Annotated in this window: 21 protein-coding genes and 1 pseudogene; 13 read left to right on the forward strand and 9 right to left on the reverse strand. The window is 72.2% G+C overall.

What is annotated here, in order from left to right; genetic code table 11:
- The 8 genes and pseudogenes from AB0M11_RS36730 to AB0M11_RS36765 form a co-directional block, all read left to right on the forward strand.
- A pseudogene (locus tag AB0M11_RS36730) lies at positions 1-345 on the forward strand (glucose-6-phosphate isomerase); the annotation flags it as partial.
- Between the two features lie 10 nt (positions 346-355).
- A complete protein-coding gene (gnd, locus tag AB0M11_RS36735; protein WP_365712544.1) occupies positions 356-1,234 on the forward strand; it encodes a phosphogluconate dehydrogenase (NAD(+)-dependent, decarboxylating) in 879 nt (292 codons plus the stop codon).
- Between the two features lie 6 nt (positions 1,235-1,240).
- Positions 1,241-1,834, forward strand: coding sequence for a histidine phosphatase family protein (locus AB0M11_RS36740; protein ID WP_365712524.1), 594 nt, complete (start codon positions 1,241-1,243; stop codon positions 1,832-1,834).
- A 216-nt stretch (positions 1,835-2,050) separates the two neighbouring features.
- Positions 2,051-3,295 (forward strand): ROK family protein, encoded by a 1,245-nt coding sequence (locus AB0M11_RS36745; protein ID WP_365712525.1) that lies wholly within the window; start codon positions 2,051-2,053, stop codon positions 3,293-3,295.
- Between the two features lie 16 nt (positions 3,296-3,311).
- Positions 3,312-5,165: a glycoside hydrolase gene (locus AB0M11_RS36750; RefSeq protein WP_365712526.1), complete on the forward strand. Its 1,854-nt coding sequence runs from the start codon at positions 3,312-3,314 to the stop codon at positions 5,163-5,165.
- Positions 5,166-5,410: 245 nt separating this feature from the next.
- On the forward strand, positions 5,411-6,682 hold the full coding sequence (locus AB0M11_RS36755) for a sugar ABC transporter substrate-binding protein (RefSeq protein WP_365712527.1): 1,272 nt from the start codon (positions 5,411-5,413) through the stop codon (positions 6,680-6,682).
- A gap of 20 nt (positions 6,683-6,702) precedes the next feature.
- Positions 6,703-7,668 (forward strand): sugar ABC transporter permease, encoded by a 966-nt coding sequence (locus AB0M11_RS36760; RefSeq protein WP_365712528.1) that lies wholly within the window; start codon positions 6,703-6,705, stop codon positions 7,666-7,668.
- A complete protein-coding gene (locus AB0M11_RS36765; protein ID WP_365712529.1) occupies positions 7,665-8,528 on the forward strand; it encodes a carbohydrate ABC transporter permease in 864 nt (287 codons plus the stop codon). Before AB0M11_RS36760 ends, AB0M11_RS36765 begins: the two co-directional genes overlap by 4 nt.
- Positions 8,529-8,592: 64 nt before the next feature.
- On the opposite strand, the gene AB0M11_RS36770 is transcribed toward AB0M11_RS36765, so the two are convergent.
- The 3 genes from AB0M11_RS36770 to AB0M11_RS36780 all read right to left on the reverse strand — a co-directional run bounded on the left by AB0M11_RS36770 (position 8,593) and on the right by AB0M11_RS36780 (position 13,386).
- Positions 8,593-10,467, reverse strand: coding sequence for a glycosyltransferase family 39 protein (locus tag AB0M11_RS36770; protein ID WP_365712530.1), 1,875 nt, complete (start codon positions 10,465-10,467; stop codon positions 8,593-8,595).
- 175 nt (positions 10,468-10,642) lie between these two features.
- Positions 10,643-12,424 carry a TIM barrel protein gene (locus tag AB0M11_RS36775; RefSeq protein WP_365712531.1) on the reverse strand — a complete coding sequence of 594 codons (1,782 nt, stop codon included), beginning with the start codon at positions 12,422-12,424 and terminating at the stop codon, positions 10,643-10,645.
- A gap of 80 nt (positions 12,425-12,504) precedes the next feature.
- Positions 12,505-13,386, reverse strand: a complete 882-nt coding sequence (locus AB0M11_RS36780; protein ID WP_365712532.1) for a shikimate dehydrogenase — start codon at positions 13,384-13,386, stop codon at positions 12,505-12,507.
- A gap of 157 nt (positions 13,387-13,543) precedes the next feature.
- Here AB0M11_RS36780 and AB0M11_RS36785 point away from each other — a divergent pair, with 157 nt between their 5' ends.
- Positions 13,544-14,209 (forward strand): TetR/AcrR family transcriptional regulator, encoded by a 666-nt coding sequence (locus AB0M11_RS36785; RefSeq protein ID WP_365712533.1) that lies wholly within the window; start codon positions 13,544-13,546, stop codon positions 14,207-14,209.
- Between the two features lie 219 nt (positions 14,210-14,428).
- Positions 14,429-15,790 (forward strand): MFS transporter, encoded by a 1,362-nt coding sequence (locus tag AB0M11_RS36790; protein WP_365712534.1) that lies wholly within the window; start codon positions 14,429-14,431, stop codon positions 15,788-15,790.
- Between the two features lie 110 nt (positions 15,791-15,900).
- On the opposite strand, the gene AB0M11_RS36795 is transcribed toward AB0M11_RS36790, so the two are convergent.
- Genes AB0M11_RS36795 through wecB form a run of 4 tightly spaced genes read right to left on the reverse strand, consistent with a single transcriptional unit; the run spans position 15,901 to position 21,635 of the window.
- Entirely contained in the window at positions 15,901-18,087 is a 2,187-nt protein-coding gene (locus AB0M11_RS36795; RefSeq protein ID WP_365712535.1) for a glycosyltransferase, read from the reverse strand.
- On the reverse strand, positions 18,084-19,904 hold the full coding sequence (locus AB0M11_RS36800; RefSeq protein ID WP_365712536.1) for a hypothetical protein: 1,821 nt from the start codon (positions 19,902-19,904) through the stop codon (positions 18,084-18,086). Before AB0M11_RS36800 ends, AB0M11_RS36795 begins: the two co-directional genes overlap by 4 nt.
- The gene (locus AB0M11_RS36805; protein ID WP_365712537.1) at positions 19,904-20,554 is read right to left on the reverse strand and encodes a methyltransferase domain-containing protein; all 651 of its coding nucleotides are present in this window, start codon (positions 20,552-20,554) and stop codon (positions 19,904-19,906) included. Before AB0M11_RS36805 ends, AB0M11_RS36800 begins: the two co-directional genes overlap by 1 nt.
- Positions 20,547-21,635 carry a UDP-N-acetylglucosamine 2-epimerase (non-hydrolyzing) gene (wecB, locus tag AB0M11_RS36810; RefSeq protein ID WP_365712538.1) on the reverse strand — a complete coding sequence of 363 codons (1,089 nt, stop codon included), beginning with the start codon at positions 21,633-21,635 and terminating at the stop codon, positions 20,547-20,549. The genes AB0M11_RS36805 and wecB overlap by 8 nt, the downstream gene beginning before the upstream one ends.
- 101 nt (positions 21,636-21,736) lie before the next feature.
- Between wecB and AB0M11_RS36815 the strand changes: the two genes are divergently transcribed.
- The 3 genes from AB0M11_RS36815 to AB0M11_RS36825 all read left to right on the forward strand — a co-directional run bounded on the left by AB0M11_RS36815 (position 21,737) and on the right by AB0M11_RS36825 (position 25,861).
- Positions 21,737-23,158 carry a glycosyltransferase family 4 protein gene (locus AB0M11_RS36815; protein WP_365712539.1) on the forward strand — a complete coding sequence of 474 codons (1,422 nt, stop codon included), beginning with the start codon at positions 21,737-21,739 and terminating at the stop codon, positions 23,156-23,158.
- Positions 23,159-23,247: 89 nt separating this feature from the next.
- Complete coding sequence (locus AB0M11_RS36820) at positions 23,248-24,570, forward strand: nucleotide sugar dehydrogenase (protein WP_365712540.1); 1,323 nt, start codon at positions 23,248-23,250, stop codon at positions 24,568-24,570.
- Positions 24,571-24,646: 76 nt separating this feature from the next.
- Entirely contained in the window at positions 24,647-25,861 is a 1,215-nt protein-coding gene (locus tag AB0M11_RS36825; protein ID WP_365712541.1) for a glycosyltransferase, read from the forward strand.
- Here the strand turns inward: AB0M11_RS36825 and AB0M11_RS36830 are convergent.
- Together AB0M11_RS36830 and AB0M11_RS36835 are read right to left on the reverse strand one after the other, a co-directional pair.
- Entirely contained in the window at positions 25,758-26,099 is a 342-nt protein-coding gene (locus tag AB0M11_RS36830; RefSeq protein ID WP_365712542.1) for a VOC family protein, read from the reverse strand. The genes AB0M11_RS36825 and AB0M11_RS36830 overlap by 104 nt on opposite strands.
- 62 nt (positions 26,100-26,161) lie before the next feature.
- Positions 26,162-26,587: a PPOX class F420-dependent oxidoreductase gene (locus AB0M11_RS36835; protein ID WP_365712543.1), complete on the reverse strand. Its 426-nt coding sequence runs from the start codon at positions 26,585-26,587 to the stop codon at positions 26,162-26,164.
- Positions 26,588-26,923 lie beyond the last annotated feature (336 nt).

Raw genomic sequence — 26,923 nt, forward strand, 5'->3', positions numbered from 1 at the left:
GCGCTGGCCTTCGGCAAGACCGCCGACGAGGTCCGCGCGGAGGGTGTCCCCGAGGAGCAGGTGGCGCACCGCACCTTCCAGGGCAACCACCCCACCACCACGATCCTGGCGCGCGAACTCACCCCGTCGGTCCTCGGCCAGCTCGTCGCCCTCTACGAGCACAAGGTCTTCGTGCAGGGCGCGATCTGGAACATCGACTCCTTCGACCAGTGGGGCGTGGAGCTGGGCAAGGTGCTCGCCAAGCGCATCGAGCCCGCCCTCACCGAAGGCGCCGAGGTGCCCGGCCTCGACCCGTCCACCACCGCCCTCGTCTCGACGTACCGCACGCTCAAGGAAGTGAACTGACATGACAGCCATGCAGCTGGGCCTCATCGGCCTCGGCAAGATGGGCGGCAACATGCGCGAGCGCATCCGCCGCGCGGGCCACACCGTCATCGGGTACGACCGCAACCCCGACGTCTCCGACGTGAAGTCCCTGGAAGAACTGGTCGAGAAGCTGGACGCCCCGCGCACGGTGTGGGTGATGGTCCCGGCCGGCCACGCCACCCAGTCCGTCGTGGACGAACTCAAGGACCTGCTGTCCGAGGGCGACACGGTGGTCGACGGCGGCAACTCCCGCTGGACGGACGACGAGAAGCACGCCGCCGAACTCGGCATCAAGGGCATCGGGTTCGTCGACGCCGGTGTCTCCGGCGGTGTGTGGGGCCTGCAGAACGGCTACGCCCTGATGGTCGGCGGCGACAAGGAGCACGTGCAGCGTCTGGAGCCGATCTTCGAGGCGCTCAAGCCGGAGGGCCCGTACGGCTACGTCCACGCCGGCAAGGTCGGCGCCGGGCACTTCTCCAAGATGGTCCACAACGGCATCGAGTACGCCATGATGCAGGCGTACGCCGAGGGCTGGGAGCTCCTGGAGAAGGTCAAGTCGGTGGACAACGTCCGTGAGGTCTTCCGCTCCTGGCAGGAGGGCACCGTCATCCGCTCCTGGCTGCTCGACCTCGCGGTCAACGCCCTGGACGACGACGAGCACCTGGACAAGCTGAAGGGCTTCGCGCAGGACTCCGGCGAGGGCCGCTGGACCGTCGAGGCGGCCATCGACAACGCGGTCCCGCTGCCGGCGATCACGGCCTCGCTCTTCGCCCGGTTCGCCTCCCGCCAGGACGACTCCCCGCAGATGAAGATGGTCGCGGCGCTGCGCAACCAGTTCGGCGGCCACGCCGTCGAGTCGAAGGAGTAGTGCGCGGTGGGGGACCTGCTCCTGGTCCGCCACGGTGAGACGGAGTGGAGCCTGTCGGGACAGCACACCAGCTGGACCGACCTGCCCCTCACCCAGCACGGCGAGGAACAGGCCAAGTCACTCGCTCCGCTGCTCACCGGCCGGGCCTACGCACTGGCGCTGTCCAGCCCGCTGGGCCGCGCGACACGCACGGCCGAACTGGCCGGTCTGACGGGGGTCGTGCCCGACCCCGACCTGCACGAGTGGGACTACGGCGGCTACGAGGGCGTCACCACGGCGGAGATCCACCGCTCCCGCCCCGACTGGTACCTGTGGACCGACGGCGTCCCGCCGGGCCCCGAGGGCCATCCCGGCGAGTCCCCGGAGCAGGTCGGCGCGCGGGCCGACCGGGTGCTAGGGAAGGTGGAGAGCGCGCTCGCCGCCGGCACGGGCGACGTGATCGTGGTGGCCCACGCCCACTTCCTGCGCGTGCTGACCGCGCGCCGCCTGGGGCTGCCGCCCGCCGAGGGCAGGCTGTTCCAGCTCGCGACCGGGACGGTCAGCCGGCTGTCCACCGAGCACGGGTGGCCCGTGATCGCGGAGTGGAACAAGCAGCCGTAGGACATCGCTGACGGCCCGCCGGTGACAACTGGCGGGCCGTTTCGACATGTTGGCGCCCAGCGGTCACCGGCAACGCTGCCGGGGCGGCCTCGCGGCAAGTTTCTACGGCCCCTTTCCTAACCCCTTGTCGAAAGTCCGGGAAGCCCATAGCCTGACGCGGCGCCGGTGCCGTCGTACGCCCCGGCCCGGCCGTGACGGGATGGGAGGGGCAGCCGCGTGAAGCGCACATCGCGTGACATCCGCACCGCGAACCGCTACGAGGTGCTGCGCCAGATCATCGCCCGGTCCCCCACCTCGCGGCAGACCCTGGCGGCCGCGACCGGGCTGAGCGTGGCCACGGTCGCCACCCTCGTCGGCGAGCTGCTCGACCTCCGGATGATCACCGAGGTGGGCTTCGAGGACTCGGCGGGCGGCCGTCCCCGGGGGCTGGTGGCGGTCAACTCCGCGGGCGGCGCGCTGATCGGCGTCGACATGGCGGAGACGTACGTCCGGGTGGAGCTGTTCGACCTGGGGCTGAACGTGCTGGCCCGCGCGGTGGAGGACATGCGCCCCGGGGAGAGCCGGCCCGAGCAGGCCGTCGCCCATGTCGCCACCGCCGTCGGCGCGGTGGTCGCCCAGGCCGGGGTCGAGGGCGCGCGGGTGCTGGGAGCCGGGGTGAGCGTGCCGGGGCAGGTGGACCGGGCCACCGGCATCGCCGAGTACGCGCCCAACTGGGACTGGCACGACGTGCCGCTGCTCGACCTGCTCTCCGACCACATCGCCTACCCCCTCCACCTGGACAATCCGCTGCGCGCCTGCGCGGTGGCCGAGCAGTGGTTCGGAGCGGCCCGCGGGCGCGAGGACGCCGTGGTCGTGAACCTCGGCACCGGCGTGGGCGCGGGGCTGGTGCTGGGCGGCGGGCTGTACCGCGGGGTGAGCAACAGCGCCGGGGAGTGGGGCCACACGACGCTCGTGCTGGACGGGCGGCTGTGCCACTGCGGCAACCACGGCTGCGTCGAGACGTACGTGGGCGCCCCCGGGATCATGCTCAACCTGCGCGAACTGAGCCCACGCTCCACGCTGTTGCACCCCGAGGACCAGACGGCGACCATCGACGCCCTGGCCCGCGGGGTCGCCGCGGGCGACCCGGTGGCCGTCAAGGTGGTCCGGGACACGGCCCGTTACCTGGGGGCGGCCATCGCGGACCTGGTGAACCTGGTCAACCCCGAAGTGGTCGTGCTGAGCAGCTGGGTCGCCAGGAAGCTGGGCGCACCGCTCCTCGACGAAGTGCGCGAGGCCGTCCGGCGGCACGCGCTGCGGCGGCCGTTCGCCGCCACCGAGATCGTCCTCTCCCCCGTCCCGACCGACCCGGTCTGCCTGGGCGCGGCCACGTTCGCGCTGGAGGGCGCCCTGCAGGCCGTGGGGCAGAGGGCACCGAAACGCACCACCCCCGTACGGAGCCGTACCGCACCGCCTTCATGACGACGGAAGGGTTGCCATGCCCCACCCCCACCGCAGCAGACCGGTCCTCCTGACGGCCGCGGCCGCACTGGCCGTCGCCGCGCCCCTGCTGTCCGCCCCGCCCTCCTCGGCCGCCACCGGCACCAGCCTGGCCGCCGAGGTGTCCCCGCACGCCGCCCAGACCATCGACGACATCGGCGTCTCGGGCGCCTGGTGGGTCAACGACCTCCAGCACTTCTCCCCCAAGGTCCAGGCCCGGGTGGCGAAGCTGCTCTTCTCCAAGGAGGGCCTGGACCTCAGCGCGTACCGCTACAACATCGGCGGCGGCGGGGTCGCGGTCAGCACCCCGGCCCGGGTCGCCGAGGACTTCCTGAACCCCGACGGCTCCTACGACTGGAACCGGGACAAGGGCGGCCGGACGTTCCTCGGGTACGCCGCGAAGTACGGCGTCGAGGACCTGATCGGCTTCGTCAACAGCGCGCCCGCCCAGTGGACCACCAACGGGCAGAGCTGCGGCGGCCAGTTGAAGCCGGAGAACGAGGGCGACTACGCCAGATACATCGCCGACGTGACCCAGCACTTCGCCGGTCAGGGCGTCGATCTGGACTACATCAGCCCCTTCAACGAGCCGGACAACGACTTCGGTTCGTGCGGCCAGGAGGGCATGCAGGTCACCGTCGACCAGCGCGACGACATCGTGCGGGCGCTCGGCGCCGAGCAGCGGGCCCGGCACCAGAAGACCTCGATCATCGCCGACGAGTCCAGCCAGACGACCCAGTTCGTCTCCGAGCTGCCGCAGTGGATCTCGCAGCCCGGCACCGCACAGTACGTGTCCGCGCTGGCGCACCACACCTACAACAACCCCAGCGACGGCCAGCTCGGCAACGTGTACGAGACGTCGCGGACGGTCGGCCAGAAGTCCTGGGCCAGCGAGATCTGCTGCTTCGGCAAGGGCTCGACCGGCTGGAACCAGGAGTACGACCCGACCATCGACAACGCCCTGCTGATGTCCCGCATCATCTACAAGGACTTCGCGAGCGCCCACGACTCGGCCTTCCAGTGGTGGGTGGCACTGGCCAGCGGCTACGGCACCGACCCGTACGCGAAGAACGACGTCGGCTGGAACGACGGCCTGATCTACTACGACCCCGACTACGCGACGGACGGCAACCAGACGCTGTACTTCACCAAGCGGTACTACGCGCTCGGCCAGTACAGCAAGTTCGTCCGGCCCGGCTCGGTCGCGCACAACGTGACCGGGGCGCCGGCCGGGGTCGAGGTGTCGGCGTACGACAGCGACGGGAAGTGGGTGGTCGTGGTCAACAACCACAACGCCACCGACACCCCGCTGAGTCTGCACTTCAACAACGCGGCGCCGAAACGGGCCAGGGACGCGGTGCGCACGTCGGCCACCGAGGACTGGGCCGACGTCGCCGAGCCGTCGGTGACCTCGGGGACCCTCTCCGCGACCCTGGCGGCCCGCTCGATCACGACCTACGTCCTCGACCAGAAGGGCCAGAAGGGCGACGGCACGTCGGCCGTCACCGGGGCGCTGGCGGGCAGGCAGTCCGGCAAGTGCCTGACGGCGGGGGCCTCCGGGGCCGCCATCGCCACCTGCACGGGCGCGGCGGACCAGTCGTGGTCGTACGACGCGGACGGCACCCTGAAGGGCGCGAACGGCTATCTGACGGCGTCGGGTTCCGGCCTGACGGCCACCGCCGACCCCACCGGTGACGCGAGCCAGCGCTGGCTGCTGAACGCCAACGGGCAGATCCTCAGCGAGGCGTCCGGCAAGTGCCTGGACGTCAGCGGGCAGGCCACCGCCGACGGCAGCAAGGTGATCCTCTACAGCTGCAACAGCGGCAGCAACGAGGCCTGGACCAGACAGTAGCCGACCGGCCTCCCCACGGACCGAGGGCCGCCGCACCCTGACGCGGCGGCCCTCAACTCGCTTTGTTCGCCCTCCTGTTCGCCATGCCGAACGGGGTACAACGTTTCGCGCAGACTTCGTCCAACCTCTTGCCGAAGTGTTAGCCGAAGGTTAACGTCCCGCTCCGCAACGCAATTTCAGCCATCTGGTTCCGGGGTCCCACGGGCCGTCAGGCACAGCCGCACTCGACAGACAAGGACGTCAGCATGTCGGCACTCAGCAACACCAACTGGTCCCGCCGGTCTCTCTTCCGGGCGGCAGCGGGCATGGCCGCCGCCGGCACCCTGGCCGCCTGCGGCAGCAACAACGGGCGGGGCGGTTCCGGCGGGTCCGGTTCGGGTCCGCAGCTCACCCAGTACTTCCACGCCTACGGCGAGGCCGGCACCGAGCAGGCCCTCAAGCGGTACGCGGCGGCCTACAAGAAGGCCGATGTCAGCACCAGCTGGATCACCGGCAACAACTTCGAGTCCGCGCTCTTCGCGTCGCTGCTGACCAAGAAGGCACCCGACGTCTTCGAGTTCCACCCGCAGCTGCAGTTGGTCAAGAGCGGTCAGGTGGCGGACCTGAGCGACCTCATCGACCCGGTCAAGGACGACTTCAACCCGAACGACATCAACTCCCACACGGTCGACGGCAAGATCTACGGGATCCGGATGATCGACGACCCGCAGTTCTTCTACTACCGCAAGTCGATGCTGGAGAAGGCCAAGGTCGACGTGCCGACCACGCTCGACGAGCTGATCGAGGCCGCGGCCAAGCTCACCACGAACAAGGTCAAGGGCGTCTTCCTCGGCAATGACTTCACCGCGATCCAGAACACCCTGATCTGGTCGGCCGGCGCCGACACCCTCGACGCGAAGAACCAGATCGCCTACCACACGCCGGGAGTCATCGAGGGCCTGAAGAAGCTCCGCACCCTGTTCACCAGCGGGCACGTCCTCCTCGACGCCCCGACCGACTTCTGGGACCCGTCCTCGCTCAACCAGGGTCTGTGCGCCATCCAGTGGGGCGGCATGTGGTCCATGCCGGCCATGCAGCAGGCCCTCGGCGACGACCTCGGCATCTTCCCGTTCCCGAAGATCGGCAGCGCGGGCAAGCTGTCCGTGTACAACGGCGGCTGGTCGATCTTCGTCAACGCCAAGGGCAAGAACGTCGACGCGGCCAAGGAATACGTCAAGTGGCTGTGGATCGACCAGAAGCAGTACCAGGAGGACTGGGCCACCTCCTACGGCTTCCACATCCCGCCGCGCACCTCGATAGCCCAGTCGGCCACCAAGCTGAAGTCGGGCCTGCCCGCCGAGGGCGTCAAGCTCTTCACCGACTACGGCCACTTCGACAACATCGGCTTCGACCAGACCATGATCACCGCCTTCAACGACGTGATCGCGTCCTCCGTGCGCAAGAACGGCGACCCCGAGGCCGCGCTCGACGCCTGCGACAAGAAGGTCAACGTCGAGCTCAAGAAGCTGTTCGGATAGGCCGCCGGGAAGACCACGACATGTCGACCACCACCGCACGCGGGGTCGCCCAGCCCGCCCCGGCCAAGGCCTCCCCGGCCCGGCCGCGGCGGGGCCTGCGGGGCAATCCGACGCTCAACTTCTGGCTCTTCACCGGTCCGTTCCTCATCGGCCTGGTGATCTTCGTCTTCGTGCCGATCGTCTGGAGCATCTGGCTCAGCTTCTTCGACGCCCGGTACACGGTCACGCCGAGCCACTTCATCGGCTTCGGCAACTACCAGCAGATCCTGACCAACAGCAACTTCCCTGACTCGCTGGTCACGTTCACGGTGTTCGCCGCGTTCATCGTGCCGACCACGTGGGCCCTGTCGCTGGGGCTCGCGCTGCTGGTGAACCGACTGCGGTTCATGCGGGCGTTCTTCCGGTCGGTGTTCTTCCTGCCCACCGCCGTCTCCTACGTGGCCGCGGCGCTGATCTGGAAGATGTCCATCTTCAACGGTGTCCGGTTCGGCCTGGCGAACACCGTCATGAGCTGGTTCGGCGTGGACAACACGTCCTGGATCTCCAACCCGAGCCCGCCCTGGTACTGGCTGGTCATCGTGACCCTGCGGCTGTGGATCCAGGCCGGTTTCTACATGATCCTGTTCCTGGCGGCGCTGCAGAACATTCCGCCGGAGCTGTACGAGGCCGCGTCGATCGACGGCGCCAAGCCGGGCTGGCAGACCTTCCGGTACATCACGCTGCCCCAGCTGAGGGCCACCTCGACCGCGGTGATCCTGCTGCTGCTGATCGCCGCCTACCAGGCGTTCGACGAGTTCTTCAACATCATCCAGACGAAGGCGACCTGGGCGCAGACACCGCTCATGGAGCTGTACAAGACGGCCCTCGGCACCGACCAGGACTACGGCGCCGGCAGCGCGGGCGCGGTCATCCTGTCGTTGCTGATCCTTGTCGTCACGCTGGTCCAGGGCAGGATCATGGGCTTCGGCGGAGGGGAGGAGAAGTGACCGTCACCGCACCGCATGTCCGCAAGGACCGCAAGAAGCGCGGAGTCCTCGGCAACACGGGGCTGTACATCGCCGTCAGCGTCGCCGCCTTCCTCTTCCTCATCCCCTTCTACCTGATCGTCCGCAACGCGCTCTCCACCGACCCGGAGATCACGGGCGAGAACTGGAAGCTGCTGCCCTCCTTCCAGTGGGGCAACATCTCCGAACTCTTCGACGACCCCACCGTCGAGTTCGCCCACTCCATGTGGAACTCCACGGTCATCGCCGTGCTGAGCACCGTCGGCACCCTGCTGTTCTGCTCCATGGCCGGCTACGGTCTCGCCCGCATCCCCTACCAGCACGCCAACAAGGTCTTCTACGCCGTTCTGGCCACCCTGATGGTCCCCACGGCCGTCACCTTCGTGCCCAGTTTCGTGCTGGTCTCGTCCCTCGGCTGGATCGACACCTACCGCGGCATGATCGTCCCGGGTCTGTTCAGTGGTTTCACCTGCTTCCTCTTCCGGCAGTACTTCCTGGGATTCCCCAAGGAGCTGGAGGAGGCGGCACGCGTGGACGGGCTCGGCTACTGGGGCGCGTACTGGCGGATCGTCGTCCCCAACTCGCTGAACTTCTTCGCGGCGATGGCCACGATCACGTTCATCAGCGGCTGGAACGCCTTCCTGTGGCCGCTGGTCATCGGCCAGGACCCGCACGCCTGGACCGTGCAGGTCGCGCTCTCCTCGTTCATGACCAACCAGACCGTGAACTTCCATCTGATCTTCATGGCCACCGCCATCTCCATCCTGCCCCTGGTGTTCGTCTTCCTCTTCCTCCAGCGCTGGCTGGTCCAGGGGATCGCGCAGACCGGCATCAAGGGCTGATTCGGCTGAACCGCACCGCCCTGGAGGGCCCCGGACCCTGCGTGGTCCGGGGCCCGCGGTCCGTTCAGCCTCCGTGCCCGGCGGCCCCGCAGCGGTACAGGGTGTAGCGCGCGACACGGACCGGTGCGCAGTGGCCGATGGCCCAGCGGACCAGGGCCCGGCCCGGGGTCCTGGCGCCCCGGGCGCGGTGGGTGAGGTCGGCCGGGGAGAGCAGGACGTAGCGGAGCCGGCCGGTGTCGATCAGGTGGTGGAAGGTGCCGGGCGCGGGGTAGGGCACATGGGCGGTGAAGCCGCCGATCGGGAGGATGGAGGCGTTGTCCGAGAGGATGTACGGCGCGGCCATCTGCCAGCGGGGCACGGCGGCCAGGTAGCGGGCGCCGTCGCGGTGGGCGGTGAGGTAGGCGAGGACGCGCCGCTGCTCCGGGGTCAGGGCGGCGGCGCCGTTGCGAGTGGCGATGCTGCCGGGGCCGATCCGGCCGAAGCCGCCGGGCTGGTTGTAGCGCAGGGAGGTCGCGGACGCGGACCAGACGGTGGGGACGACCAGGACCGCCGCGAGGGCGACGATCAGGGCGGTGCGGCGCGGACGTGACCCGCCGACGGCGAAGAGGACCAGGGCGGGCAGGCCCAGGATCGCGGCGACGCCGACCGCCCAGGGGAAGAAGCGGGGGTAGTGCAGGGTGAGGGCCGCGCACCAGCCGATGTCGACGGCGAGGACCGCGCAGAGGACGCCCCGGCGCCGCACCCGGGTCACGGCGGTCGCGGCCAGGGCCGACAGGCCGACCGCCACCACCCCCATGTAGTAGGTGTGGCCGGTCACGCTGCCGAAGCTGAACACCAGGAAGAACGTCACCAGCCAGGTCCCCCACAGCAGGTACCCGGCCAGGAAGGGGTCGGTGCGCGGCGGGCGGCGCCGCCACAGGGTCACCAGCCCGGCGGCCAGGCCCAGCGCCGCCAGCGGGTACAGCCAGCCCGTCTGGCTGGCCAGCCCGGGGCTGAACATCTTCCAGACGCTGTCGCCCATCCCGGCCGACGCCCTGCTGTGCGCCCGGTCGGCGACGATGCTCCCGGTGCCGGCCGCGTCGACGCCCAGTGCCTGGAAGCGGGTCAGGAAGTTGTAGCCGACGACCAGCGCGACCGGTGAGTTGTCGGTGGTGCCGTCGAGGTAGGGGCGGTCGGCGGCCGGGGTGAGACCGGCGGCCAGCATCCATGACAGGGACACCACCAGCATGACCGCCCCGGACACGGCGAGGTCCCGGATCCGGCGGCGGACCGTGGTCGGCGCGGCCACCAGGTAGGTCACGGCCAGCGCGGGCAGCACCGCCCAGGCCTCCAGCATCTTGCACTGGAAGGCCACCCCGACCCAGACGCCCGCCAGGACGAGGGGGCGCAGCCGGGCGCCGGCGGTGGCCCGCTGGGTGGCCTCGGCGGCCAGCAGCAACAGCAGCACGAACGGCGCGTCCTCGGTGACCGAACGGCCGAGGCCCACGGTCACCGGGGTGAGCGTGAGGAAGGCGGCGGCCAGCAGCCCTGCCGGGACGCCGGCCCAGCGCCGTACCACCACGTGCAGCAGGACCACCGAGGCGATGCCCTCCAGGGCCTGCGGGACCACCAGGGACCACGGGTGGAAGCCGAGGACCAGCGCCGACAGGGCCTGTGGCCACAGGAAGCCGGGCAGCTTGTCCAGGGTGATGGAGCCCGCCGGGTCGAAGGAGCCGTAGAGGAAGGCGACCGGGTTGTCGGTCATGCTGCGGACCGCGCTCGCGTAGAAGGTGTGGTACGCGCTGTGCCAGATGCCCCAGAAGAAGAGCAGCGCGGCGACGGTGACGATGCCGGCGAGGATCGGGCGCTCGTAGCGCTGGGCACGGCCGCGCGGCCGCGGCGGCGAGGGGGGCGGCCCCTCGGCACGGACGAGCGGCTCGGCGCTGACAGGGCTCGGCATCGCGGACGGCCTCCAGGACTCCCGGTGTCCGGGGTTTCCGACGCGCCCCGGAGTGCTACGGCCTGTAGGACGAGTGGATTCCGGCGAACGTCACGTCCTGGTTGTCAAGGAACATTCAGGATGTTCGTGAGGATCGGTCATGGAACCTGTAAGAATCCCGCACCCTGCCTGTGGCTCACCGCCCGGCGTGCTGGGCCGCGAGGCGTACCGGGGCGTTCTGGGCGCCGTAGCCGCGATACCCGGGCTCCCGCTCGACGAGTTCGAAGAACACCCGTCCGACCGTCCGGGTGTAGCAGTGCCGGAACACCCCGCCCGCGTCCCGGTCGTAGAGGATGCCGAGGTCGCGGTACGTCTCCAGCTCACCGTCGGCGAACTCGTACCGGGCGGCCAGGTCGTCGTGGTAGTTGGCGGGGATGGGCAGCAGACCGCCACCGGCCGCCCGGAAGGCACGGGCGGCGGCGGCCACGTCCGCGACGGCCAGGGCGATGTGCTGGGCGTGCAGGGTGTCGTCGGCCGGGGCGGCGCCGACCCCGAGGGCGATCCGGACGCTGCCGTCGGCGTTGGTGACGGCGCGGGAGCGCAGCAGCCCGTAGGGGTCGGCGACCTCGACGCTCTCCTGGGCGTGCAGGCCGAGGACGCTGCGGTGGAAGAGGGTCGCCTCGTCGTACTGGTGCCAGGGCTGGGTGAGCGCGAGGTGGTCGATGTGCGCCGGGCCCGGCGCCGGATCGTGCGGCACCTCGGCGAAGTCGGCCCGCCAGTCGGCGAGTCGGGGGCCGTGGTCGGTGGCGCAGAAGAACAGTTCCGTGCCGTCGGGGGCGGCGACCGCGTCGAGCGGTGCGTCCCCCGGGGCGCGCCGGCGGGGCAGCACGGGGGCGAGCAGGGCCTCGGCACGGCGGGCGGCGGCTCGCGGGTCCGGTGACCCGAGGCCGACAGCGGCGAGACCCGTGCCCTCACGGCGGGCGGCGGGACCGGTGTTGACCAGGATCCGGGCCTCGCCCTGCTCCCACAGGTCGACGGGCTTGCTCCGATGACGCGCGGTCCGGGCGAAGCCGAGGGCGCCGAGCAGCGCCGACACCGGCTCGGCGTCGGGCGTGACGAGTTCGGCGAACTCGATCCCCGTCGGCACCACCGGTGGCGGCAACTCCCCCACTCCGACGGCTTCTTGCAGCACCAGCAGCGAACGGTGCGCGTCGACGGCGGTCGGGCCGGCCTCCGCCTGCCGGAAGACGTCGTTGAAGACTTCGAGGGAGAGCGGCCCGTCGTACCCGGTCCGCAGCACATGACGGACGAGCCCGGCCACGTCGAACCCGCCCTGCCCCGGGAAGCACCGGTAGTGCCGGCTCCACTGGAGCACGTCCATGGCGAGCAGCGGGGCGTCGGCCAGCTGGAGGAAGAAGATCTTCTCGCCGGGGATGTCCTCGATGCCCTTGGGGTCGGACCGCCGGGAGAGGATGTGGAAGCTGTCGAGGCAGGTGCCGAGGGCGGGGTGGCCGGCCGCCTCGACGATCCGCCACGCACGGTCGTACGTACTGACGTGCCGCCCCCAGGCGAGGGCCTCGTACGCGACGCGGATGCCGAAGTCCTGTGCCAGGTCGGCGAGTCGAGCCAGCTGGGAGGTGGCGAGACCGTCGTCGTCGATCGCGACCGGTGAGACGGAGGAACAGACGAGGACGGTGTCGGCGCCCAGTTCCCGCATGAGCTCGAACTTGTGCCGGGCGCGCCGCAGATTGCGCGCGAACTCGTCGTCGGGGACGGCTTCGATGTCCCGCATGGGCTGGTAGAGATCGACGGTCAGCCCGAGATCGGCGCACCGAGTCCCGATCTCACGGGGCGAGAGCGGACTGGCGAGCAGATCGTTCTCGAAGATCTCGACCCCGTCGAACCCGGCCCGCGAGGCGGCGGTGAGCTTTTCGGTGAGGGATCCGCTGAGCGAGACGGTAGCGATGGAAGTACGCATGGCCCTTTCCTTACGTCCACGACAGCGCCCCGTCAGGGGCGCGAGGAACTGCGCGACCAGCCACAACGGACCGGCATCCGTCACACGACCCGCCCTGCGGAGCTCCCGGCCAGCTCTGCGATGTCTGCGAGCATCCGCGCACTGTCCGGCTGCCGCCCCGTGAACAACCGAAACGCGTCCACGGCCTGGAACACGGCCATCCCGCCCCCGTCGAGCACCGCACACCCCTCCGCCCGAGCGGTCCGCACCAGCTCGGTCTCCAGCGGCCGGTACACGACCTCAGCCACCCACAACCCGGGATGCAGCAACTCCGCGGGCACCGGCAGCCCCGGATGCGCGGCCATCCCCGTCGGCGTCGCGTGCACCAGCCCGTCCGCACCGGTCAGCAGGTCCGGCAGCCGGTCCAGGCCCGCGGCCACCGCGCGCCCCGCGCCGAAATGCCGGTTCAGCGAGCCCGCGAGTTCCACGGCCCGCTCGGCCACCGCGTCCACGACGGTGACCCGCCCGGCCCCCAACGTGAGCGTCGCGTGGGCGACGGCGGCCCCGGCGCCCCCGGCACCCAGCTGCACCACCCGCTGCAGCGGAGCGTCCGGCAGCCCGCGCGCGAACGACGCCGCGAACCCGGTCACGTCCGTGTTGTGACCGACCGCCCTTCCGTCGGCCTCGAAGACCACCGTGTTGACCGCGCCGAGCGCCTCGGCCTGCGGGGCGAGCACGTCGAGGTGCTCGATGACGAGCTGCTTGCACGGGTGCGTGATGTTCAGCCCGTCGAAGCCGAGGTCCCGCGCGGCCCGCACGAGCTCCCCCACGGCCTGTGGCGGAACGCCGACCACGTCGATGTCGATCAGCCGGTACAGGTACCGCAGCCCCTGCCGGTCGGCCTCGCGCTGGTGCAGGGCCGGGCTGAGCGACGGGCCGATGCCGGAGCCGATCAGTCCGACGAGATACGAGTCCTTGGCCACGTGGCCCTCCCGAGCGGCGTCACTAATGTACGAACCAGTACGTTAGCTATAACACCCCGGCGACCGCGAGGGAAGACCTCTCCGGGAACGCTCCGCCACGGGCTTCTACAATCTCCGGCACCGGCTGTCTCCCCGACGACAACCCGATAGGAACCCGATGACCAGCGTCGACGAACCGGCACAGACCAGCGGGCGGCTCCGTGACGCCGCCCGCACCCAGGCCGAGATCCTCGACGTGGCCACCCAGGAGTTCGCCCGGGCCGGCTACGACGGGGCCCGCGTCGACGAGATCGCGGCCCGCACCCGCACCACGAAGCGGATGATCTACTACTACTTCGGCGGCAAGGAGCAGCTGTTCACGGCGGTCCTGGAGCGCGCGTACGGCGTGATCCGCGAGGCGGAGCAGCAGCTGGACGTCGAGCACCTGGACCCGGTCGCGGCGATCCGCCGGCTCGCCGAGCTGACCTTCGACCACCACGAGCAGCACCCGGACTTCATCCGGCTGGTCAGCATCGAGAACATCCACGGCGCCGAGCACATCGCGGCCTCCGAGAAGCTCGGCAGGATCGGCTCGCCGGCGCTGGAGGTGATCCGCCGGATCCTGGCCGCCGGGCAGGAGTCCGGCCTGTTCACGGCCGACGTGGACGCCGTCGACCTGCACGCGATGATCAGCTCGTTCTGCTTCTTCCGGGTGGCGAACCGGGCCACCTTCCGCGCCCTCTTCGGCCGCGACCTGGTGGACCCGGCGCAGCGCGCGCACTACCGGGCCATGCTGGGCGACATGGTGATCGCCTACCTCACCGCGGAGCGCGCCGCGGACTGACCGCGCCGGGCGCCGGACACGGGAAGGGCCCGGACGGGACCGGCACGACCTCTTGACACCGGGGAAACGCGAGCGCAACATCCCTACCCATCGCGACTAACTACCCAGTGGGTTAATTAGCACCCGGCCCCTGGTCCGCCGACCCGTCATCCCTGGGAACCGGCCTTCTCCCCCGCCGCTCACTCCGCCTACGTTGGAGTTCCCCGAAGGAGCACCGCCGTGTCCGTCCCCGCCCAGCCCGCCGCCACCGCCGTACCACCCGGTGGCCAGCCGAGGAAGGCCGCCCTGGCCGCCTGGATCGGCAGCGCCCTGGAGTACTACGACTTCTTCGTCTACGGCAGCGCGGCCGCGCTGATCTTCCCGAAGGTCTTCTTCGACGCGTCGGACCCGGCCGACGCGACCCTGCTCTCGCTGGCCACGTTCGGTGTCGCGTACGCGGCCCGCCCGGTGGGCGCGCTGTTCCTCGGGCACTTCGGGGACCGGATCGGCCGCAAGAAGGTCATGGTCTTCACGCTGCTGCTGATGGGCCTGTCGACGTTCCTGATCGGCTGTCTGCCGACCCGCGCCCAGGTGGGCGGCCTGGCGCCGGTGCTGCTGGTGCTGTGCCGGGTGCTGCAGGGCATCTCGGCGGCCGGCGAGCAGGCCAGCGCCAGTTCCATGAGCCTCGAACACGCGCCGCCGAACCGGCGCGGCTTCTTCACCAGCTTCACGCTCGGCGGCACCCAGGGCGGTCAGCTGATCGCCACCCTGGTCTTCATCGCCGTCTCCCAGCTGCCCGAGGACCAGCTGATGTCCTGGGGCTGGCGGGTGCCGTTCTGGCTGAGTGTCGCGGTGGCCGTGGTCGGCTGGTTCATCCGGCGCAGGCTGGAGGAGACCCCGGCCTTCGCCGAGCAGGCGGCGACCGAGGGTGTCGTACGGCTGCCGCTGGTGACGCTGGTGCGGTACCACTGGGCGGACGTGCTGCGGGTGATCGGGGGCGCGCTGATCGCCTCGGTGAGCACCGTCTTCACGGTGTGGGCGCTGGCGTACGCGACGAGCGACTCGGTCGGGATGTCGAAGACGTCGATGCTGTGGGTGGGGGCGCTGGCGAACCTGGTGGCGCTGGGCGCGATCCCGGCGTGGGCGGCGCTGTCGGACCGGATCGGGCGGCGGCCGGTCTACCTGATCGGTGCGGTGGGCAGCGCGGTGGCGATGTTCGGCTACCTGTGGGCCATCTCCACCGGCTCGTACCCGCTGGTCATGCTCCTCGGGGTCGTGGCCTTCGGTCTCGTCTACAGCGCGGCGAACGGGGTCTGGCCGTCCTTCTACGGCGAGATGTTCTCGACCCGGGTGAGGTTGTCCGGCGTGGCGATCGGTACCCAGATCGGGTTCGCGGTGGCCGGTTTCGCGGTGACCTTCGCGGCGCGGATCGCGGGTCCGGGTGGCGACGACTGGTCGGCGGTGGCGCTGTTCACGGCCGCGCTGTGCGTGCCGCCGGTGATCGCCGCGCTGTCCGCCCGCGAGACCCACACGGTGGCCACCGAGGACCTCGGGTCCCGCACCACCCGCGAGGCGTCCCGGCCCAAGACCGTGGCCGCCTGAGGCCCCGTCCGGTCCTCCAGGCAGGCCCGCGTCCGCCCGGGGCGGCGTCCTGACGCCGTTCTGTCGGTTCATCAGCCGCCGGCTGACAGCCACGGCAGCCGCCGCGGGCCTCACCCCGACACCAGCAGCTCCGTCCACTCCCCCGCCACCCGCTCCAGCGAGAACCCCTCCCGGACCTGTTCGCGGGCCGTCGCCCCGGCGGACCGCCAGTCCTCCTGCTCGGCGAGGCCGATGATCGCGTCGGCCATCGCCTCGGGGGTGTCGTGGATCCAGCGCCGGTCGTAGATCTCGTCGGCGCCGGGCCAGGGCAGCAGCGCGGGGACGGCGCCGGAGGCCATGCCCTCGGCCGGGGCGAGGTGGAAGCTCTCGTCGTCGCTGGTGGACAGCACGTGGCCGATGCGGCGCAGCCAGTTGGGGATGTCGGGGCCGAACTGGTCGAAGACCACCGCCCCTTCGAGCAGCGGCGAGGTCTGCATGCGGCGCAGGACCGCGTCGTAGTGCGCGCGTTCCTCGGGCTTGTTCCAGATCCACCAGTACTCCCACGGCGGCTTGGACTTGACCGAGAGGTGCCAGCGCCGGTCGCGGGCGCGCAGCGCTTCGAGGACGTCGAGGCCGAGGTCGAGGCGTTTGCGGCTGGGCGCGATGCCGATCATGCCGAGCCGGTGGCGGGCGCCGGGCGCCTTGGGCCGGTCGAGCTGGTCCACGTCGACCCAGTTGCCGATCGTGGTGATCTTCGCGGCGGGCCAGCCGGTGCGGTCCCGGGTGGCGCGGGCGTAGTACGGGCTGACGCACACCACCCGGTCGACGGCGTCGATGTCGACCTGGCGCGGGTAGCCGGCGTCGAGTTCGAAGCGGTGCAGGCGCACGATCAGCCGGCTGCCGCGCCGCTTGTGGCGGCTGTACCAGATCGCCGCGGGGCCGCACCACTCGACGACCACCACGTCGGCCCAGGCGGCGAGTTCGCGGCTGGCGGCCGCGTCGTGCCGGGCGAGGGCGGGCCAGGCGTCGATCCGCACGTCGAGGCCGGGCAGCGCCCGGAGGTGGTCGAGGAGGCGGGTGAGGAACTTCAGGTCGTGGCCGGCGACCCCGACCCGCAGCGGGCGGGCCCGGGTGGCGACGGCGGCGGGCGCCGGAGGGAAGGCGCGTTCGAGATGGCCGCGCCAGCGGGCCGCCGCCGCCTCCATGGTGTACTCCCGGGCGGCCGCCGCGCACCGGTCGGCGGCCAACTGCCGGGCCGCGGTGTCCCGCACGGCGACGCAGACGGCGTCGACCGCGTCCACCAGGGTCGCGCCGCCGGGTACGAAGAGGGGGTAGTCGGCGCCGAGCAGGGACTCGTGGGCGGGGGTGCGGTTGAGCACGACGGGCAGCCCGAGCGCGCCGAACTCCAGGACCTTGGTGGAGAGTTCGAGACTGGCGTCGAGGGAGGCGGCGCGCCAGCCGAGGCCGAGATCGCAGTCGGCGGCGATGCGCATGGCCTCCTCGCGCGGCACACCTCCGTGGTGGACGACCTCGGGGGTGGTGCGCAGCGCCTCGGCCATGGCGGTGTCGAAGCCGGGGTGGGCCGCGTCCTGGTGGATCTTGTCACCCACGGCGTGCAGTTCGGCCCTGATGCCGCGTTCGGCGAGCAGCGCGGGCAGCCGCGTCATGGGCAGGGTGTTCCAGCGGGGCGCGAACTTGCCGGTGTAGACGAGGCGTACCGGGTCGTGCGGGCCGTTCCGGTGCGGGACCGGGAAGCCGGGCTCGGGCACCGCGGGCGGGCTGAGCACGGACCGGCCGCAGGCCTCGGGCACCCAGGCCTCCAGGAAACAGCGCAACTCCTCGGTCTGGCAGAGCAGGTGCCGGGAGGCGGTGGCGATGCGGGCGAGGTCGGCACGGGCCTCCTCGGTCATCTCGGCCGGGGACTGCGGGATGTCGGTGAGGTAGGCCCAGATCCGGCCCTCGAAGGCGCCGTCGCCGACGACCTGCTTCACCAGCCTGCGGCCGCGCAGCACCAGCAGGTCGCACCGCTCCTCCGCGTCGAGCCGGGCGAGCAGCTGCGAGGCCTGGAAGGGCGACAGGGGGTGCGCGCCCTGGCCGGGGACGAGGTGCTCCTCGTACGGCCGGACCACGGTGACCCCGGGCAGTCCGGCCAGCGGGTCGGTCAGTCTGCCCGTCTCGACGGGGGCCTTGAGGACGAGGCGGGTCCGGCAGCCCGCGCGGGACAGCGCCTGGACCGTCGACTGGGCCCAGACGGCGGAGCCGTCGATGAGGTTGAGGTCCACGTCGCCGTAGACGAGCGCCCTGAGGGTGCGGGTCATGACGGTTCCTTTCCACGCACGGCGAACAGGCGGTGCCCGGCCCGCGACCAACTGTCCGGCGGGGTACCGGAGTCCAGCAGCGCCCGGCGCACGAGCAGCGGCGTCAGGGCCGGTACGAAGGCGTAGTCGTCGGCGGCGGGGGTGTGGCCCACCGCGTCGGCGCCCGAGAACTCCTGGGCGCAGAGCAGGTCGAGGAGGAGGGTGTCGGGCCGGTCCTCGGTCAGGTCCGTCCAGTCGGCGACCCAGGGTGCGGTGGGCGGTCCGGCGTGCACGGCGACCGAGGCGGCGGTGAGTTCGTCGAGAGCGAGGCCCGCCGGGTCGGCGACGACCACCTCGGCGGGCCGGTGCAGCTGGCCGAGCACCTGGGCGACGAGCCGGGCCACGTCGGTGGCGTCCCGGGGCGCGGCCAGCACGGCGATCCGGCGTTCGGCGAGCGGGTCGGGGCCGCCGGTGAGGGCGGCGAGCCGGGCCAGCCGGACCCGGGTGCTGTCCTGGAGGAAGACGTCCCGGAGCCGGTCCCGGCCGTCGGTGACCGGATCGAGGCGGGCCAGCGCGGTCCCCGTGTCGCCGTCGAGGACGCCGTCCCAGGGCAGCAGGGACAGGCCGGGGGCGGACGACGCCGGGCCGTCCCGCCACAGCACCGCGGTCCGGCCCGCCGCCCTCGCCTGGCCGACCAGTTCGGCGAGCCGCCGGTCCAGGTCGGGGGCGAGTCCGGTGCCGGTCAGCGACCAGGGGCCGTCCTGGGCCGCACAGGCGCTCAGCTGGACGAGGAAGACGTCCGGGTCGGTGCGCTCGACCAGCAGCCGTCCGTCGTGCGGCAGCACCCGGCACACCACCGCGTCCGCCGCGAAGTCCTGGGCGGTGCGGTCGGTGAGCACGCCGGTGATCACCAGCCGGTCGCGGGGCGCCACGGACAGGGCGCGGTGGGAGAGGTGGAAGCGGTCGTCGTCGGCGTGCGGCTCCGGCGCGGCAGCGGGGCCGGCGACCCGGGCGCCGGGCGGGCGGCTGCCCCTGGCCTTCCGCTGCCGCCACAGCTCGTACAGCTCCCCCGGCAGCCGGGCCGCGCCGCGCTTCGGCGACCGGGTCGCCGAGACCAGCGCCTTGCCGACCCGCAGCGAGGTGGAGCCCTCCAGCATGGCCACCCGCGACTCCAGCACGCCGGTCCGCTCCCGGGCCCGGCGCAGCTCGGCGGAGAGCTGGTCCTTGTCCCGCAGGGCGGCGGCGAGCCGTTCGGCGAGGCCGTCCTCGCGGGCGGTCTCCAGGGCGCGGGCGGTGTCCTCCGCGGCCCGCTCCAGGTCGATCAGGCGGGCCCGCTGGGAGCGGGAGACGAAGTCGGCGAGGACGTACTCGTCGGCGATCCGCAGGGCGGTGGCGAAGCCGTCGGCCGGCAGCGGGTGGCCGAACCAGTCGTGCGGCGGCAGGAGTTCCTCGGTGCACGCGAAGACCGCGCCGGAGTGCAGGTGGGTGTAGCCGAGCGAGGCCGCGTGCAGGACCTGGCAGCGGTGTGCCACCAGGGCGTCGAGAAGGCGGTGGTAGGGCAGGTCGGTGCCGGGGTGGCCGAAGACGATCAGGCCGCGGCCGCCGGGCCGCATCCGTGCCAGGGCGGCCAGGCAGTCCGCCTCGGCGCCGTGCAGGGCGAGGTCGGGGCCGTAGCAGAGGAGCATCAGCTCGCCCCGGCCGACGGGGTCTGCGTGCCGCCGTACCTCGACACCGGGCGGCAGGTGCAGGTAGGGGTCCAGCCGCAGGCCACCGCCGGTCGCGTCCACGACCGAGGTCACGTCGTCCAGGTGCGGGTGGAGCAGATCGGTCAGGCGCATCAGCGGGTCCTTGTGAAGACGTGGAAGCCGACCCGGTTCTCGCGGAAGCCGTACGGCCGGAAGAGGGTGTGGTCCAGGCCCAGGGGTTCGAGTTCCTCGCGGTAGGCGGCGAGCGGCCGGTGCAGGATGTAGTCGCCGCGCGGGACGGGTTCACCGGTGTTCTCGTCGGTGACGATCAGCCGGCCGGTGATCCGGACGAGGGAGGCGAGGTTGCGCAGGCTCGCCCGCCACTGCGCGTCGTCCAGGAGGTGGAAGAGGACGTCCACGCACATCACCACGTCGTAGAGCCAGGGGCTGCGCCACTCGTCGAGGGCGGCGACCCGGTAACGGGGGCCGCCGCCCGTGGAGCGGGCGTGGCGGACGGCCTCCTCGCTGGCGTCGAAGGCGTCCACCCGGTGGCCGCAGCGGGCGAGGGAGCGGGCGAAGTGCCCTTTGCCGCAGCCCGCGTCGAGGACGAACAGCGGGGAGGCGGTGCTGGACAGGTCGCCGATCAGGGTGAGGAGCTGGCCGAGCCGGATCGCGTAGAAGATCTCGTTGCCGGGCCGGTCCAGGCCGATGTGGCCGCCGGAGGCGAGGTCGTCGCGTTCGCGGTGCCGGGTGTCCCAGTAGGTGAGGGGGGCGTCGGGGTAGGTGCGGGGGGCGTCAGTCATGGCGCTCCAGCCACTCGGTGAGCACGCGGGCGATGCGGGGGCCGGCCTTGCCGTCCCACAGCGGTGGTCCCTCGGGGCCGGCGGCCGGCTGCCCGTCGAGGATCTTGCGCAGGGCGGGCACCAGTTCGCCGTGCCGGACCAGGCGGTTGGTGCCGTGGGTGACGGTGACCGGGCGTTCGGTGGTGGTACGGAGGGTCAGGCAGGGCACGCCGAGCACGGTGGTCTCCTCCTGGACGCCGCCGGAGTCGGTGATCACGGCGGCGGCCCCGCGGACCAGGCCCATGAACTCGACGTAGCCGAGCGGTTCGAGCAGGTGGATGCCGGGCGCGTCGGCGAGGCCGGCCTTGCGCAGCGCCTCGCGGCCGCGCGGGTGCAGGGGGACGGCGAGGTCGAGGTGGCCGGCGGCCTCGGCGAGGGCGCGGGCGGCGGCCGCGGCGGCCTCGGGGTCGTCGACGTTGGCCGGGCGGTGCAGGGTGACCACGCCGTACCGCTCGGGCAGCGCGTGGGCGGCGCGGGCGGAAACCGGGTCGAAATGCTCCAGATGGGTGAGGAGGGTGTCGATCATGGGGTTGCCGACGAAGTGCACCCGGCCCGGGTCGACGCCCTCGCGGGCGAGGTGGCCGACGGCTTCCGGGCTGGTGGCGAAGAGCAGCTCCGCGAGCTGGTCGACCAGGCGCCGGTTGACCTCCTCCGGCATCGCCATGTCGAAGCTGCGCAGCCCCGCCTCGACATGGGCCACCGGGATGCCCAGCTTGGCGGCGGCCAGGGCCGCGGCCAGGGTGGAGTTCACGTCGCCGTAGACGACGACCAGGGCCGGGGCGCGGGCCAGCAGCTCGCCCTCCAGGGCCACCAGCAGGTCGGCGGTCTGCCGGGCGTGGCTGCCGGAACCGACGCCGAGGTCGGTGTCCGGGGCGGGCAGGCCCAGCTCCCGGAAGAAGACGTGCGACATCCGTTCGTCGTAGTGCTGACCGGTGTGCACCAGGACCTGCTCGTGCCCGGTCGCGCGCAGGGCGGCGACCACGGGCGCGGCCTTCACGAAGTTCGGCCTGGTCCCTACGACATGGAGTACGCGGCCGTTCATGTCGTCCGTTCTCCGCTCTGTCGGCCTACCGTGGCGGCATGGCCCGACGTCCGTCTCTTCGCCTGCCGCGCCGTGCTTCCCGGATTCCCCGTGCACTCAGCTTGGCCGCATCCGTCGCCTGGGGCGAGTTGCGGCACGACCCCGCGCGGGCCGCGCTGCTCGGCGTGCGGCTGCTGCCGGGGCGGGTGCGGCGCGGACTGCGGCCCGTCGAGAAGCGCCTGGCCGCGAGGGCCCGGACGGCCGGGCCCACCGCCGCCCCGTCCGCCGCCCGGGTGCCGGCGCCCGCCGGGCGGCCGGTGCGGCCCGAGCCCGGACGGGTGCTCCATCTGGTCACCAACGGTCTGCCGTTCAGGCACGCCGGCTACACCGTGCGCACCCAGGCGCTCGCCGAGGCCCAGCGGGCCGCCGGGCTCGATCCGCACGTGGTGACCCGGATCGGGTTCCCGGTGGCGCAGGGCGTCCTGGACGCCAGCCCGTCGCAGGTCGTGAACGGGGTGCCGCAGCACCGGCTGCTGCCGTACGGGCTGCCCTACGGCCAGGGCGCGGTCCTGGCCCGCAACGCCGAGCTGGCCGGACGCCTGGTGGAGCGGCTGCGGCCGGCCGTGCTGCACGCGGCCACCGACCACGGCAACGGGCGGGTGGCGCTGGCCCTGCGGGAGACCTACCGGCTGCCGGTCGTCTACGAGGTGCGGGGCTTTCTGGAGGAGACCTGGCTGACCCAGGCGCCCGGCCGCAGTGCGGACGACCCGTCGTACCGGGCCCGGCGCGCCCTGGAGACGTACTGCATGCGGGGGGCCGACCTGGTGCTGACGCTGGGCGCGGCGATGAAGGCCGAGATCGTGGGCCGCGGGGTGCCCGAGGAGCGGGTCCTGATGGTGCCCAACGCGGTGGACGAGGCCTTCCTCTCGCCGCCGCCGGACGGGGCCCGGTTGCGCGCCCGGCTGGGCATCGGGGCGGACGACTTCGTGGTGGGCACCGTGAGCAGCCTTACTCCACACGAGGGAATCGGCACCTTGCTCCATGCGGGTGCCGAACTGCGCCGCCGGGGGGTCCCGCTGCGGCTGCTGATCGTCGGTGACGGACCGGAGCGCGGCAGGCTGGAGGCGTTGGCCGGACGGCTCGGTCTCGGCGCCGGCGCCGCCCTGTTCACCGGCCGGGTGCCGCACCGCGACGTGCGTGCCTACCACGGTGTTCTGGACGTCTTCGCGGTGCCGCGCACGGACGAACGGGTCTGCCATCTGGTCACCCCGCTCAAGCCGGTCGAAGCGATGGCGAGCGGTCTTCCCGTGGCCGCCAGTGATGTCACCGCCCTGCGAGAACTGGTGCAGGACGGAGTGAACGGACGGCTCATCCCGCCTGAATCTCCGCATGCTTGGGCAGAAGCTCTCGAAGTATTGCTTTACAGTCGAAGTCGGCGGGATGAATGGGGAGCTTCCGCCCGCGCGCTGGTGGCGCGTGAACGCACCTGGAAAAGGGTCGCTGCCACGACCCGAGACGCGTACCGCGCTCTTGGATGTGTCTGAGACCCCGCGCCCGGAACCGCTCACCGTCCGGGCTCTTCGGATCGACACGGCGTCTGCCGTTGCTGCCGTCGAGGGCGGAGTGAATCCCTATGCAGGTCGACAAGGCCGTACCGCTCGGGGAATCGAGCGCATCGCTCGGGGATGAGGAACAGACCGACAGTTACGAACTGGCCGTCATCGGGCTCGGCTACGTGGGGCTCCCGCTCGCGCGGGAGGCGTCACTGGTCGGCCTGAGAGTGGCCGGGCTCGACCTCGACCCACGGGTCGTGGAGGGCCTCAACGCCGGCCATTCCCATGTCGACGACGTCTCCGACGAGGACGTCGCGCGGATGCGGGCGGCCGGGTTCACCGCGTACACCGACGACAAGTGGCTGGCCCGGACGCAGACCGTCGTGATCTGCGTGCCGACCCCGCTCGGCGAGGACGGCGGCCCCGACCTGAGCGCGGTGACCTCCGCCGTGCGGACGGTGGCGGGCCGGCTGCGCCGGGGGCAGCTCGTCGTCCTGGAGTCGACCACCTACCCCGGCACCACCGAGGAGATCGTCCGACCGATCCTTGAGGAGTCCGGGCTGCGGGCCGGCCAGGACTTCGCGCTGGCCTTCTCACCGGAGCGCATCGACCCCGGCAACACCACCCACGGGCTGCGCGAGACGCCCAAGGTGGTCGGCGGCTGCACCCCGGCCTGCGCGGCGAAGGCCGCCGCCTTCTACGGCAAGCTCGTCGACACGGTCGTGCAGGCCAAGGGCACGCGGGAAGCCGAGATGGCCAAGCTCCTGGAGAACACCTACCGGCACGTCAATATCGCGCTGGTCAACGAACTCGCCATCCTGTGCCGTGAGTTGCAGGTCGACGTGTGGGACGCGATCCGCTGCGCGAGCACCAAGCCGTTCGGCTTCCAGCCCTTCCGGCCGAGCGCCGGGGTGGGCGGACACTGCATCCCGATCGACCCCAACTACCTCTCCTACAAGGTGCGTTCGCTCGGCTACGAGTTCCGGTTCGTGGAACTCGCCCGCGAGATCAACGCGCACATGCCGGAGTACGTGGTGCGGCGCGCCCAGGACCTGCTCAACCACGAGGGCCGCGCGCTGCACGGCTCCCGGGTGCTGCTGCTCGGCGTCACCTACAAGCCGGACGTGGCCGACCAGCGCGAGGCGCCGGCGGTGCCGGTGGCCCGGCTGCTGCGCGAGCGGGAGGCCGAGATCGCCTTCCACGACCCGTTCGTACCGGCCTGGTTCGTGGACGGGGAGGCCGTGCCACGCGTCACCGACGTCATGGCCGCGGTGCGCTCGCACGACCTGACCATCCTGCTCCAGGACCACTCCGCGTACGACCTCCCGGCCCTCGGCGACGAGGCCCGTCTGCTCTTCGACACCCGGGGGCGGATATTCCGGCCCGGTGTCGAGGTGCTGTAGCCGGCCTGCGGAGCAACTCCCCTTTCCGTGGCCCGGAGCCGGAGGGCGCCGGGCCGCGGAGTCGAAAGGCGCTCAGATGCGGATACTCGTCGTCACCGTCGTCCACCACCCCGAGGACGCGCGCATCCTGCACCGGCAGATCACCGCGCTGCGGGACCGCGGGCACCACGTCGTCTACGCGGCGCCGTTCTCGGCCCGCGAGGTGCGGCCCCGCCCGGACCTCGAAGGCATCGACCTGCCCCGGGCCGCGGGCCGCAGCCGCCGCGCGGCCGTCGGCGCGGCCCGGAACCTGCTGGCCCGACGCGGCCACGAGGCGGACCTGATCCTGCTGCACGACCCGGAACTGCTGCTGGCCCTGCCCGGCGCCCTGCGCCGCTGGCGGCGGTCCGGCACCGGTCCGGTGGTCGTCTGGGACGTCCACGAGGACACCGCGGCCGCACTCGCCATGAAACGCTGGGTGCCCGGTCCGCTGCGGCCGCCGCTGCGGCTCTGCGTCCGCGCGGCCGAACGGCTGGCGGAACGCCATCTGCGGCTGCTGCTCGCCGAGGACGCCTACCAGGAGCGGTTCCGCCGCACCCACCCCGTGGTGCCGAACTTCACCACCGCCCCGGTCGCGGCACCGGAACCGCCGGGCACCGAACGGGTCGTCTACGTCGGCCACCTGTCACGGGCGCGCGGCGCGCTGGACCTGATAGCGACGGCCCGGCACCTGGGCCCCGGCCTGCGCGTCGAGGTGGCCGGCGCGGCCGACCCCGACGCCCGGGACGCGCTCACGGCCGCCGACCGGGACGGCGTCCTGCGCTGGCACGGCTTCCTGCCCAACGACCGCGCGCTGGCGCTGCTCCCCGGCGCCCTGGCCGGTCTCTCCCTCCTCCACGACCAGCCCAACTACCGCCACTCACGGCCCACCAAGGTCGTCGAGTACATGGCCCACGGCGTCCCCGTCATCACCACCCCCACCCCGCTGGCCGCGGACATGGTCCGGCGGCACGGCTGCGGACTCGTCGTCCCGTACGAGGACCCGCGGGCGGCCGCGGAGGCGATCCGCAGGCTGAGCACCGACGCGATCCTGCGTCACACCGCGGCCCAGCGCGGCCGGGAGGCGGCCCTCACTCACTTCAACTGGCCGGACAAGGCAGCCGAGTTCACACAGTGGCTGGAGAACTGGGTGCGGGAGCAGAGCGGTGCTAGGGGCGCGGGTGACGCGGCTCGTACAAGGCGACCTCGCCTCCGCCCGGCAGCCGGAGGCCCGTCACCCGGCCCCAGGCCGCGACCTGGACGGGTCGGCTGAACTCCACTCCCTTGCCCGTGAGTTCGGCGACCGTCTCGTCCAGGTCGTCGCACATCAGCATCAGTTCGTGCGACGGCTCGCCGTCGGCCGGGTGGCACGCCACCTCGGCCGGCGGCAGCCGGAAGATCAGCCAGCCGTGTCCGGCGTCGACGTGCGGCCAGCCCAGCACGTCGCCCAGGAAGGTCCGGTCCGCCTCGGCGTCGCGGGTGTAGATCACCACATGTGCACCATTGATCACGCGCGGAGGCTAGCAGAGCCCCGGCGGGTGTCCGCCGGTCCGCGGCCCCGCCACCCCGGCGGTCAGGCGCGTGGAATGCCGTACGCCCGCTCCACGCGCAGCCGCAGCACCAGCCGGCGGTCGCGGACCATCGCGGCGCGGTAGTCGTCCCAGTCGGGGTGCTCGCCGCGGATGTCACGGTAGAGGCGGACCAGTTCCTCGACGGTCGCGTCGTACGGGTCCGCGGCGACCGGGGAGAGGTCCGCAGTGCCCTCCGCGACGGTGTAGGCCCAGCGGTCGGGGCTGGTCACGTGGTAGGAGGCGCGCGGGTCGCGGCGCAGGTTGCGCGCCTTGGCACGGTCGTCGGCGATCGAGACGCGCACGATCCGCTCGTCGGGGTGGTAGGCGTGGTTGACATTGGACAGCTGGGGGCGGCCGTCGCTCTTGAGGGTGACCAGCACCCCGTCGTGTCCTTCGGCGAGCAGCTTCAGAAGAGCGTCCTGGGTCATGTCGGACGCAACCGTGACCCGGCCGCCCCGCATTCCCGCCTCCGCTTTTTCGCCCCTCCGCACGGCTCCCGCCTCTCCCGCACGGCTCCCGCCCCTCCCGCACTGCTCCCGGCCCTCCCGCACGGCTCCCGGCCCTCCCGCACTGCACCCGGCCCTCCCGCACTGCACCGGGCCCGCGCACGCCGGGGCCGTACCGGGCCGGGCGGGCGCGGAGAGTGGCCGCCCTGCCACGGCCGGGCGCGCCGGGCGCGGGGTGGGGCCCCCCCCGGCCGGGGGGGGCCGCGGCGGCGCGGGGCCACGCCGGGCGGTGGGCGGGGGGCCCAACCCCTCCCAAAC

Origin of the sequence: Streptomyces sp. NPDC051987, assembly GCF_040680735.1 — a bacterium.
Taxonomy (GTDB): domain Bacteria; phylum Actinomycetota; class Actinomycetes; order Streptomycetales; family Streptomycetaceae; genus Streptomyces.